Here is a 10797-nt window from a genome sequence, read left to right as displayed (position 1 = left end):
TTACCCCACTCGATACCAGGTATTTGAAAGCTTGTCGTACTTCAACTTAAAGAAACCATTTGCTGCTAAGGCGTTTGGTGCACCAATGACAAGTGCATTGTTTCCATCGACAGAGAAGTTATCCACTTGCTGAGCACAAGCAACCAGTAAGACCTGCCCATCTGCAACATCGTAACGCTCAGGCATCTTGATTGATCCGGTCGTAATGCTTACAGATGGATTGAGAATCAAGTACGTGCCGACTTCGTGATTCTCGATATTGAGTGTGAAGTTTGCATTTGGATTGAAGTGCTGGATGTGAATCGGTGGATAATCAGCCTTCTTGATACTTTCCTGAATTTTTTCAATCAGGAGATCAATTGGCACACCACGATAATCCTGATTGTTTGCACTCCAGATCACAACTGAATCACTTGGACCAATACGATCCGTAATATTTAATCGTTTATTCATTGGAAAAACTCACTGATGTATCTGGTGCAAAAACGGTTTTGGTGCATGTCTTCTCGATAAATGGGTAACATGTTGATTTATGCCCAGCACCACGCGGTAATGATGGGTCAAGCTGTACACGTGGCGGATTGCTCAGCATTGCTAATTGAATGGTTTCAAAAGCGTCTTTGGCCATAGCCTTGGTTTCAACCGAGACCATCTTCCCAAATGCGCTAGCCAGTCGAATCGATAGATTTAAAACCACCGCCTCAACCGCATAATCTGGAATGAAGGTTTCTTGATCTAAGTCACCGCTATTGGCATCACCCGACAATGGATAGCCAAAACGAATGTCTTTGCTATCCCATAAGGCCATCATTAAATCGAGCTTGCGTTTAGCGCTTTCAACCTGCTCTGGCTGCATATCAAACACATAAGATGCAAGTCCCAGTTCCTCAAGTGCCTGCTCAACAATTTGTCTTTTAGTCCAGGACATAAGCACCCCTTAATTATTCAGAGCCTTTAGACTCATGATCTAGCACCAACTGCGCTAATTCAGGCTTTCCGGCATTGGCTTTGTATTTGATTTCAGCACCATCAAGAATGGCTTTAAGCTCATCCGCTGGCTTGTCTTCCAACTCCTTAAAGCGGATCTGTTTGCGAAGCTCTTGGTTTTCTTTTAATGCTTCAACCAGTTCTTCTTTGAGCTTGGTGTTTTCTTCAGTTAGCGCATCAAACTGCTCTACCGATACGAATGCAGATGAATCAATTCCAGAAACTGAGCCACCAGTAACTGGTTCACGTTCAGGCAAGTCGATGTAATCAACCCACCCGTTATCACGCAATACCTGTTCTTCAATATCGTCGTGAGCGGTAGAGTTTTCAAAGTTTTTCTGGTCGCCCTTGTAGAGCATTTTTGGATAATCGGACATTTTCACTACTCCAAAAATGACGACGCCCGCATATAGCGGGCATTTGTCGTCATGTTTTTATTAGGTTTGATTGAACAACTGAACGCCAGCCATTTCTGGGTTAAGCAGCGCAGTGCCGAAGTCAATATCCCAACGCGCTTTACATGAAAGGTCGTTGATGTTGCCTTGGCGCGTGTATGTAATACCAATACCTAAATCGGTAGTCGCACGCATCACTTGCCAACCATCATCAGCATCAACTGCAAAAGTGCCTGGAATCAAAATTAGGCTTTCTTTACGGAAGAACGGGTTAAGCGGTGCAGCAGCCGTATTCAGCCAAGTTAATACCGCACCAGCTTCTGGAGCTTTGGTCACGTTCGCATATTCTTTTGAAGCGATAGAACCCTCAGTTGGGTCGATAATCGCAGGGTAAATACGAAGTGTGTTTGCTGCTGGCTTATCCACTACACGGAAAGTTTTAAGCGATCCAGTGTCTTGCTTGGTGATCAAATGAACTTCATTCACACCCGCAATAGTGAAGGCATCACCGACTTGAATGTCGGCATAGCCCGCCGAAGTCACCACTAAATCTGTGTAGCGATTGTCTTTGTTTTCTTCAAGACCCGCTGAAGTGGTGGTTGCAGCTGGAATAGTACGTTGGTTTGCACCATTCACAGTTGTAGCACCACCAGCTGCCGCAGTTAAACGAACTTCCTGATCGTTTTTAAACACTTCAAAGCCAGCCACATCATGACGAATCATGGCTTTTTCATAAGCATTTTTAGAACGAGCAGTATCTTCAGAACGACTCGCTAAATTACCCGCCATTGCATTCATGGCAGAAGGCGAATAGAACGCCATACGACCATCAGCAGGAACACCAATACGCGTCATACGAGTATCAATGTCAGCAACATCATCATAACCAGTTGCTGCGCCTGTTCGCTTTGACACGATAGAGCCAAACAATGCTGCTGTACGGAACAATGCGGTATTCACATCAGAGGCAAGCTTTTGTTTTGCTGCTTTACCAAATTGATCCATTGCATACGCATTGCGCAAGTTTTTAGAGGAAAGAGTTTTAGGTACTGATTTGTGATAGCCGATTGATGCTGGAACATTTAACTGAGTCAAGCCATCAAAATTGGCAGTCTGGTCGAAACCATCGTAAGACGCACCGATCATTGGTGCGGGGATCCAAAACTTATCACGCGCATTCACCGCTTCTTGAGCAGTCATTGGGTCGTAAAGTTGAGCCCCTTTTGCAATAACAAGCAGGTCTTCAAAACCTTCGATCACATCATCAAACATGACCTGTTCTTGTTTAGTAAAGCTTGTAGCCATAAGTATTCACCTTATTTCTGTAAAGATTTTTTGTATTTAATCAGCTCGGTACGATCACCAGTTTTCGCTGCTTTCGCTTCGAGTTGCGCTAACTTTTGATCTACCGCGCCAGCCAATCCAGCCGAGCCACTAGGTTTGCGCTCTGGTTGAGTTGATGGCTTACGTGTTTGAATTTTCATTTGAGAATCCAGTTTGGCAGCAGCAAAAGCAAATTGAATTGGATCTGTAATCTCAGCCAGTTCTTTCGCTTTATTTGGATGTTTGCCCAGGTGATACATGATCAACTCGGGGTTTTCCGCTGCATGAATTAAAATGCCCTGCTGTGTCGGGGTGAGCTTGTCTTTTGCGGCCTCTTCCACTTCCTCAAAGTCACGGACTTTGGCTGCCACAGTTTGACGACGCTCTTCATAGCTTTGCATTTTGCTTTGCCAAGCTTGTTGTGCCTGCTCTTCTTCAGCACGCTTTGCTGCCTGTTGCTGTTCAACTTGGCGTTTACGTTCATGCCATTGTTCAACTGCGCTTTCAAATTGATCTTCGTCATAATCAAAGTCGGAAAGCTTTGGCTTGGCCCCAACTTCAATCGGCTTCTCAGCAGGTTTAGCCTGTTGCACCTGAGCCTCTAGCTCCTTGATGCGTTTTCGTGCTTCCCGCTCTTTTTTGCGAAGATCTTTTACCCATGCTGGCGCTGGTTTTCCGCTAAAGTCATCCTCATCGGATAGCTCTGGCTCTTCATCACCTACCGTAATAACAAACTCTTCGTCTTCAGATGTCTCATCATCAGACTGGTTTGCTTCATCTTGGGTTTCTTTTGAATTTTCCTGACTTTCATCTTCCTGATGGTCTTCAATCGGGTCAATGTTGTCTTCTTCATCCAGTTCTGTACGCAGGTCTTCAATTGACATATTGCACTTCCTCGTTCTGTGTAGGCTGAACGGTTGCCTGTGGTGGTTGCATACCTAGCTGGCCGATTGCTTCAAGCACTGCTTGTCGCTCGTCCATATCTAGGCGTGTCATTAAATCTATTGCTTTGGCTTTGGTTTCTTCTGCTCTTGCTATCGCAAGTTCAGTGTCTGCCTGTGCTTTAATTGCGAGTGATTTATTCTTTTCAGCTTCAGATTGCAGATACAGTGTATTTGCATCAGGCTGTTGATTCTGGGCTTCTTGTGCCAATTGCTGAGCTTCCTCTTTGGTTGGCTCTGCAACACCCAATCGCAACAGTTTCTTGCGGTAATACTCACGGACCTCATTAACACCCTCGCCTTCCATGTTCATCATGATCATAGAGCCCAGCACTTGCTGGTCCATTGGATCAACCATGAGTGGCAGCATGTTTGTCAGTGAGCGCACAGTGGCAGATCGCTTGCTTGATGATGTTGGGCCGATATCAATTGCAACATCAAACTTGGCTTTGGTTAAATCGTTTGCACGCTCAACCTCGCCAGATGCTTCGTTGTAAATTGGCTTAAACAGCTCAATTGAGTCGATCTCATCCTGGTTACCAACTACCTTCATCTTCCGGCCATCCTCGACATACAACTCAGATGCCATAGACAACCAGATTTCACCAGAGCGACGCACGCCTTTAGCGAAGTTTGAAATGTAGATGAAAGACTGCATATCCAAGCGGTTTTGAATCAGCTCGACCGCAACGCCGCTTATATTAGATTGCATCTCATCACCAGAATCCTGATTACCCAGAATATCTGATAAGTCCTGCTCAGCGACCTGCAGCAAAGCACCCATTGCAGGTGGGATGCTTGGCGGCTTAGTGTATGCAACCGGCCCTTGTGCTACCACATTACCCATTTCATCTTTAAGCGGATGCGCAAGCAAATACGGGAAGTTCTCAATGTTGTCTTGTGCCCACATATGCTGAACACCAGCAACCTGCTCCGGTGCAAGAACTGGCTTCTCAACACTAGACATGGCGCTAAGTTCACCCATCTTGGACAACTGCATGTTCTTGAGTCGCTGAGCATCTTTGCAGAGCCGGACATGGCCCATGCAGCGCTCCATGTTGTCGATATACCAACGCTTACCATAAACAGGCACAATCGGAATATGTCGACCAGCAATAAAGCCATAATCTTCAAGAACACGACCACCAGACATTAAAATTTTGCGAATGCGTTTGCGTTCAATGGTGCGAGATCGAACCTCTTGAGCGCCTGTTGCCTGCAACTCCTCGAGAATACTTGGATCGCTATCAAGTTTTTCTTTGCTGTAGCGCTCTTCGGATCCGTCAATAAGTCGGTATGTAATAACCTTCTCTTTGACTTTTTCGACCCGGTAATACTCAGCAACATAAACCGAGTCGGTTGTGGACCAATCAAACTGACTGGTCGTGATGTCTTTATTCCAGGATGCCGGATGCTCACCGTATTCTTCTTGATAAGCATCACAGGTCATTGCAGTTAAAACAAAGCAATAACGTGCATCAGCTTTATCTTGGCGCTTCGAATCTGGATCAAAGAACACACATGAGTCGGCATCAAAGATTGGCTCAATCCTAATTCGCTGCTGCTCGTTTTCTTCATCATCCTCATCTTCATAAGTTGCACGAAGACGCCAAGCCCCAAAGCCACCGCCGACCGCTTCCTCAAACGCATTGTCATACGCTTCTTCTGCTGACGAATCCTGCTCATCTGCCCGGTAAAGCTTTGCACAGGTATCAGCCAGATCATCGCTTGCTGAACCGTCTTTGCTAATGAAGTTCACACCAATACGATTGTTTCGGTATTCATTGATAATGCGAATAACAGCCAAGTGAATCTTGTTGACTTCAAATTTAGGCTTATTTTCAAACTGCTCGCCGAGCTTGCCCTCCCACTGTGCACCCGCAATAGAATAAAAACGACGGTCTTCTAAGCACTGTTTACGCTCATTGGCTACAGCGCTTTGGGCCTTGTCGAATTGTTGCTTTGCGAGTGAATGGATGTGGGCAAGCTGATTGTCTTTATCAGTCACAACTTGACTCCATTTGATTACCAACGATTGATGGTTGGGATTGGATTGATTATTGGTTGATCTCTTGGAGCGCACATTTTATTAACGTTAAGTGCTAACTCACCAAAAGCATCTGAGCCATGTGAGGCCCAATCATGTACTGGCGTTGCCTTAAACTGATCTAATTTGTCGTTAAATTCACGACGATAGTTTTGTAATGCACGAATACCGTGTGAGCACTTTTCTGCATCAAACCAGCAATCTTTCAGGAATTGCCGCGATGCTTCAATGCGATCTTCAGGGCCCAATCGAGCACCTTTTGTCATTCGATAACCTAGATTAGCCATGGTCTGCTCACGACTCACGCCACTGGATAAGTCGCGCGCCGCAATATCATGTGGCGCGAAGTTTTTATCGTAGTTATAGCCATATTTCTGCTTCTTCTCATCAAGGATTCGAGCGTAATAAGCCAGTGGCTCATCTGATGCTTCGTGATAATCAATGATCCGTTTCTCTTTGCCGTAAATCTGACAAAACCAGATAGCAGTAGAGTCAAGAATCCCTAAGTCCCATCCAGTGTAAACAGGTAGATTCGGATCATGTGGCACCTTACAGATACGGTTTTCACGCTTGATTAACTCAAATTCAGCCTTGTAGATAGCACCGTCTGCAATTTCTTTTGGTCTGCCCAAATAGATATGCTCATATTCATCGTAATCGGTATCACGCATTTGCTCGGCCAGTGTGATCAGATCAGGTGGGCAATGCTTGTTCTCGTTATAGTTGATCTGGATTGCTATCGTGTCTGCACGATCAGGCACAACATAATCAGCATAAACCGCATCGCTTGGTAACTTGGGGTTCATGGACATAATAATCATGCAGTTTGGTGTACGGACGACGGTAGGAATTAGAATCTTCAATGAATAGGCACTTACTGTCTGCGCCTCTTCAATCCAGGTGATTGTTGCACCTTCAAACGATTTGACCGAATCAACCGTGTGGCTTTGTAGGCCAGAAAATGAGAACTCAGTGCCATTAATGCCGCGAATCTCTGTATCAAGAATTTGATAGAAAGGCCCTAGACCTAAAGTTTCAATACGATCTGACAAGAGCTTGTGTACAGATTGCTTGATTGATTTTTGAATCTCACGACAACATAAAATGCGGTGCTTTTGTTTTGCACCCTCGATCAGCAAAAAGTCTGCAATCTCCCAAGACTTACCACCGCCACGGCCACCGTGATAAACGTAAAACAGTTTGTTGTTTTTTAGATGCGTATAGAGTGGCTTAAACTTAATCGGTACTCGCTTCTCCATCATTTTCGAATACCACCTTTAAACTTAAATCAATAGGGCCGCCATCTTTGCCGGTGTGCTCAATTTTGTCTTTAAATAAACCCAAGTGTTTACCAAGCAACTCAAGACCTTTTAGTGCACCTGTTTCCTTAAACTCAAATAAACAAGTCAAGTCACCTTCAGGGCCTTCAACTAAAAGCGGTGAACCATCTCTGGCTCTTACAGCTTCTTGCTGCATGCATCGCTCAACCACTTTCTGAATGTTGCTTAGAACGTATTCTTGTGTGATTCCTGTGCGCTCAGACAATTTGTTTTGAGCTTCTTGGATGGCTTCTTGAATGTTAAGTTTAGATAAGTTTTGAGCTGCAATTACTTTTGCTGTCTTTTCGCTATAACCTGCACGAATGGCGGCTTGCGTAGCATTAAGGTCTATCAGATATTCCTCAACAAACCTTTGCTGTTTAGGCGTTAGGTTCGCCATATCTTTACTCCTATTGCTTCATTTCCCACGCATACATCAGATCTTCAGGCGTATGCAGATAGCACCCATGCTTATTGCAGAATGCATGAATGTCGTTTAGGTACTCAGTGAACTGATCCACCGTTGCATCCGTTGTACTAATTAATTCATTCAACCCATCCGCCACCTGCTGATACATCGGATGACTTTGCTCTTTTAAAACTTTGACTGCTTCAAACGTTTTTCGATACTGGCCCACATCATCGCGATCATAGATCCGAGATAAGAAATACTTCTTAAAATACAAATGCTCTGAATCTTTATCTGTGCCTTGGTGTTTAGACCATTGATTCATCCACATCCAATACAAGCGATTCTGCGCCTTACTCCGGTCATCTTCTTTTTGATTGATCCGAACAACTAAAGGCTTGCCATCACTTAATGCATTCGCATGATGTCTATGCATGTATGCAATAGCCTTGCCCACCTCTTCAAATGACTTAATAACGAATGTGGCGGGTTCGAGTTTAAAAGTATTCTTCATCCCTTTTACCCATCATCAACTCAGTCTTAACCAGCCATTGCTCAAACAGCTTTTCACTTTCTTCACGATTGCCCAACTTGAACTGATCAAATTGACTATGGCATGAGTGGCACAAGGGAATGGCGAACTGGTCGGATGCTTTAATCCCTCTACCCTTACCATGCTTTGCTGAATTGGAGTGAGCGGCTTGGCTATCTGGATTACCACAACGCACACACGGAAGCTTACGAATCTCAGCCAATCGCTTTGAATCACGCATACAGTGCTTCACGTAAATTCTTAATCCGCTCTTTCAACTTAATCATGATGCCGTCTATGGTTAGCATCTCTGCCCGCGTCAATCACGATCTACTGAGATTCTGATACTTAGACAGCTCAGCACTGCAAAATTCTAAGTCTTGTTTCGCCTGTACTTTGTCTGTCATAGAGTCACCAAAAAGTATTCCACAAACCAATTTGAGTTAAGGCAAGTTTTATACCAATGGTTTTGAACCCATGTATAAACGATCCCATTCACAACCTTGTAATAAAGATCAAAGTATTTGTATTGAGCATCAAATGGCATACCTACCACCAATAAGAAAAGAAAAACCCCTCAACATCTAGAATGCGAGGGGCTTTTGTGTGCCTTAATTAATACGTTCGGCAAATTATTTAACTTCTTTCAAACAACTACGACAAACTTTTATCTCATCACCATCAATCGTGTGGTCAATTTCAACCGCACCATGGAAGCCGAATAAGCATTTTAAAAATTGGAGCATATTGTTGATCTCAACGAGATGGTACCTTCACTTGTGAGGGTGGCAGGGTAAATGTCTTTTTAAAGGTTTCGAATTCGAAAGGTTTTAATTATGGCGAATTCGACCTAATTAGAATTTGGCGCGCCCAGTAGGATTCGAACCCACATAAGTCGGAATAGAAGTCCGATGCACAATCCTTTCTGCCATAGGCGCATTGGGTGGCGGTAATCAATTTAAAAACCACTAGAAATTAATAGGAACCGCCATAGGTGCCCTGATATTGCTTACACAAAAAACATTTCTCAGGGCATTAAAAAAGCCCACCGTTTGGTGAGCTTAATTTAGTCATGGTCAGAAACTGCGTAATACGACCAGTATAGTAAAACTATACCTTAGTCAGTAAAATTTTCCTAGCATTAATTTTTCGACTCTTTGTAAGTTTTTTTACGATATGCTTCGATTGTTTTTGCAGCACTATCAATAGCTGACTCAAGCGCTATTACCATCAAGTTTTCGTATTGCTTCCAAGTGCAATCATACGCTTTCAATGTCATCTGCCATGAGCGTATACCCGCATAATACAATCGACCTTGCTTTGTGAAATTCGCTTCCAATTCTGGGTTTAATGAAAAATCAATTACCATACGCGCCATCAAATCCGCCAATTCGGAAATTTTGATTTTCTCTGGTTCTCTACGCCCATCAGTAAGCGCATTGCTTTGCATAATTGCAGCAAGATGGGATTGAACACACCGATAATCAATTTCTGACTTTATTCCAAAGATAATTATTGACGTTACGGATTTTTCTAATTGCGTCTCCATACTCGCAATCGCACCCAAACGATCTTCATAATTCAAAGGCTTCTCCCCAGTGCCATGTGCCTGTGGCTCAAAGTTTGGTGACTTCGCTGTAATACCTTTGGTCAACCACTCAAACGGCTCAAATTTCTCTGCTACTGCATTCATCCCTATTCCCTCTTACAAATTCACGTATTTAAAAAACAAGGTGGTCCCGTCTTGCTGTGGGATTAATATGCTTTGACCCTGTTCTAAAGTTTCAATCTGTTCTATTGTTAAGTGTTTGCCTGCGTGTTTTAGGAAGTCTTCCTTGGAATCAAATTTGGCTTTTCCATAGATATTTGTATTGGTCTCATTCCAGTGCTCATAAAGCCAATACTTACCATTTGAATAAAGTGCCCAATCAAAATTATTAGCATTCATCCCAATCCCTCAAACTTCTTTAATATCGATATCGTGTACTGTTTTCATAAAGTGTTTCTTGTTGCGATAGCTTTGTAATTTCCGTGTTACTGCCGACTTCACATCCTCAACAATGAATTTCTCGTTTTCGATGTATGTGAAATCTGCGTAATACCTCAATTCAGGTTTTGCCCTTTTCTCACCTTCCAGCTTCACCTTAGGTGCCAGTACAAATTTGACCTGACACTTAAGCTCTGAAATCTCACCTCGCTGCATTAACGCTGTAAGCTCGATATAGCGCTTGTACTCTTTGACGCTATCGAACTTCATTCCATCCTTTTCAATGCGCTGTGCGTTGTATTTGCTGCGCCCTGACTTGGGTTTAGTCTTAGGCGCGTATTGAGCGTGATATTCAGCGAGTGAGATGCTGGTCACTGGCACCCCTTTTTTATTTGGTCATTCATTTCTTGATTCCTTTGATTTGCTCAAGCTGATTACCAATTTCAAGCAAATAAGCCTTGGTGGTAGATTCAAGATGGTTTTCAGTAATACAAAATCTATTCATTACAACTTTGAAAAACTCATAAGCCTCTTGAGCATGCTTTAACGCTTCCTCATTTATAAATTTGAGTTCTTGTACGTCTTCTGACTGCCCTGCTTGATATGCCTCCTCAAGTGCATTCACAATCTGATTTGGGATTGTTGCTTTAAGATCCATAATCTTTTTATTTTTTAGATAATTTATACTCATCCCTCAATCACCCTTGTCGTCGGCGCTATATGATTGCGGATGTCTGATACATGGTCGGTTCTGTCGTAGTCAGCGATGGCAGCACTAAGATCATCGTACGTAAACCCCTCACTTGATCTGTGCCACATCCCATTTATGACTGTGAACTTCATATCATCAGGACAGC

Annotated in this window: 14 protein-coding genes and 1 tRNA gene; all 15 read right to left on the bottom strand. The window is 43.5% G+C overall.

Annotation, left to right across the window (positions count from 1 at the left end; genetic code table 11):
- The 15 genes from FTU75_RS16225 to FTU75_RS16155 all read right to left on the bottom strand — a co-directional run bounded on the left by FTU75_RS16225 (nucleotide 1) and on the right by FTU75_RS16155 (nucleotide 10631).
- Nucleotides 1-453 carry a hypothetical protein gene (locus FTU75_RS16225; protein WP_180116450.1) on the bottom strand — a complete coding sequence of 151 codons (453 nt, stop codon included), beginning with the start codon at nucleotides 451-453 and terminating at the stop codon, nucleotides 1-3.
- Nucleotides 446-928 carry a packaged DNA stabilization gp4 family protein gene (locus FTU75_RS16220; protein WP_180116449.1) on the bottom strand — a complete coding sequence of 161 codons (483 nt, stop codon included), beginning with the start codon at nucleotides 926-928 and terminating at the stop codon, nucleotides 446-448. The genes FTU75_RS16225 and FTU75_RS16220 overlap by 8 nt, the downstream gene beginning before the upstream one ends.
- Before the next feature lie 13 nt (nucleotides 929-941).
- Nucleotides 942-1364, bottom strand: coding sequence for a hypothetical protein (locus FTU75_RS16215; protein WP_180116448.1), 423 nt, complete (start codon nucleotides 1362-1364; stop codon nucleotides 942-944).
- Between the two features lie 60 nt (nucleotides 1365-1424).
- Nucleotides 1425-2687 carry a P22 phage major capsid protein family protein gene (locus FTU75_RS16210; RefSeq protein WP_180116447.1) on the bottom strand — a complete coding sequence of 421 codons (1263 nt, stop codon included), beginning with the start codon at nucleotides 2685-2687 and terminating at the stop codon, nucleotides 1425-1427.
- A gap of 11 nt (nucleotides 2688-2698) precedes the next feature.
- Entirely contained in the window at nucleotides 2699-3589 is an 891-nt protein-coding gene (locus FTU75_RS16205) for a hypothetical protein (protein ID WP_180116446.1), read from the bottom strand.
- Nucleotides 3579-5654 carry a portal protein gene (locus tag FTU75_RS16200; protein ID WP_180116445.1) on the bottom strand — a complete coding sequence of 692 codons (2076 nt, stop codon included), beginning with the start codon at nucleotides 5652-5654 and terminating at the stop codon, nucleotides 3579-3581. The genes FTU75_RS16205 and FTU75_RS16200 overlap by 11 nt, the downstream gene beginning before the upstream one ends.
- Nucleotides 5655-5671: 17 nt before the next feature.
- Nucleotides 5672-6955 (bottom strand): PBSX family phage terminase large subunit, encoded by a 1284-nt coding sequence (locus FTU75_RS16195; RefSeq protein ID WP_180116444.1) that lies wholly within the window; start codon nucleotides 6953-6955, stop codon nucleotides 5672-5674.
- Nucleotides 6930-7412: a terminase small subunit gene (locus FTU75_RS16190; RefSeq protein ID WP_180116443.1), complete on the bottom strand. Its 483-nt coding sequence runs from the start codon at nucleotides 7410-7412 to the stop codon at nucleotides 6930-6932. The genes FTU75_RS16195 and FTU75_RS16190 overlap by 26 nt, the downstream gene beginning before the upstream one ends.
- 10 nt (nucleotides 7413-7422) lie before the next feature.
- Entirely contained in the window at nucleotides 7423-7935 is a 513-nt protein-coding gene (locus FTU75_RS16185; protein WP_180116442.1) for a hypothetical protein, read from the bottom strand.
- Nucleotides 7919-8194 (bottom strand): DUF968 domain-containing protein, encoded by a 276-nt coding sequence (locus FTU75_RS16180; protein WP_180116441.1) that lies wholly within the window; start codon nucleotides 8192-8194, stop codon nucleotides 7919-7921. Before FTU75_RS16180 ends, FTU75_RS16185 begins: the two co-directional genes overlap by 17 nt.
- A 621-nt stretch (nucleotides 8195-8815) precedes the next feature.
- A tRNA-Arg gene (locus FTU75_RS16175) sits at nucleotides 8816-8891 on the bottom strand.
- A 203-nt stretch (nucleotides 8892-9094) separates the two neighbouring features.
- Entirely contained in the window at nucleotides 9095-9646 is a 552-nt protein-coding gene (locus tag FTU75_RS16170; protein WP_180116440.1) for a hypothetical protein, read from the bottom strand.
- Between the two features lie 12 nt (nucleotides 9647-9658).
- Nucleotides 9659-9901, bottom strand: coding sequence for a hypothetical protein (locus tag FTU75_RS16165; RefSeq protein ID WP_180116439.1), 243 nt, complete (start codon nucleotides 9899-9901; stop codon nucleotides 9659-9661).
- 9 nt (nucleotides 9902-9910) lie between these two features.
- Nucleotides 9911-10315, bottom strand: coding sequence for a DUF1064 domain-containing protein (locus FTU75_RS16160; protein WP_180116438.1), 405 nt, complete (start codon nucleotides 10313-10315; stop codon nucleotides 9911-9913).
- A 25-nt stretch (nucleotides 10316-10340) separates the two neighbouring features.
- Nucleotides 10341-10631, bottom strand: coding sequence for a hypothetical protein (locus FTU75_RS16155; RefSeq protein WP_180116437.1), 291 nt, complete (start codon nucleotides 10629-10631; stop codon nucleotides 10341-10343).
- Nucleotides 10632-10797: the final 166 nt, after the last annotated feature.

The sequence above is a fragment of the Acinetobacter sp. YH12140 genome (assembly GCF_013418475.1).
Taxonomy (GTDB): Bacteria; Pseudomonadota; Gammaproteobacteria; order Pseudomonadales; family Moraxellaceae; genus Acinetobacter; species Acinetobacter amyesii.
Note: the sequence above shows the minus strand (reverse complement) of the source record. Positions and strands in the feature narration are given on the sequence as shown.

Bases quoted from the DNA above. Each gene is read 5' to 3' on its own strand.
- FTU75_RS16225 (WP_180116450.1), bottom strand. From the start codon at position 453: ATGAATAAACGATTAAATATTACGGATCGTATTGGTCCAAGTGATTCA.
- FTU75_RS16220 (WP_180116449.1), bottom strand. From the start codon at position 928: ATGTCCTGGACTAAAAGACAAATTGTTGAGCAGGCACTTGAGGAACTG.
- FTU75_RS16215 (WP_180116448.1), bottom strand. From the start codon at position 1,364: ATGTCCGATTATCCAAAAATGCTCTACAAGGGCGACCAGAAAAACTTT.
- FTU75_RS16210 (WP_180116447.1), bottom strand. From the start codon at position 2,687: ATGGCTACAAGCTTTACTAAACAAGAACAGGTCATGTTTGATGATGTG.
- FTU75_RS16205 (WP_180116446.1), bottom strand. From the start codon at position 3,589: ATGTCAATTGAAGACCTGCGTACAGAACTGGATGAAGAAGACAACATT.
- FTU75_RS16195 (WP_180116444.1), bottom strand. From the start codon at position 6,955: ATGATGGAGAAGCGAGTACCGATTAAGTTTAAGCCACTCTATACGCAT.
- FTU75_RS16190 (WP_180116443.1), bottom strand. From the start codon at position 7,412: ATGGCGAACCTAACGCCTAAACAGCAAAGGTTTGTTGAGGAATATCTG.
- FTU75_RS16185 (WP_180116442.1), bottom strand. From the start codon at position 7,935: ATGAAGAATACTTTTAAACTCGAACCCGCCACATTCGTTATTAAGTCA.
- FTU75_RS16180 (WP_180116441.1), bottom strand. From the start codon at position 8,194: ATGCGTGATTCAAAGCGATTGGCTGAGATTCGTAAGCTTCCGTGTGTG.
- FTU75_RS16170 (WP_180116440.1), bottom strand. From the start codon at position 9,646: ATGAATGCAGTAGCAGAGAAATTTGAGCCGTTTGAGTGGTTGACCAAA.
- FTU75_RS16165 (WP_180116439.1), bottom strand. From the start codon at position 9,901: ATGAATGCTAATAATTTTGATTGGGCACTTTATTCAAATGGTAAGTAT.
- FTU75_RS16155 (WP_180116437.1), bottom strand. From the start codon at position 10,631: ATGAGTATAAATTATCTAAAAAATAAAAAGATTATGGATCTTAAAGCA.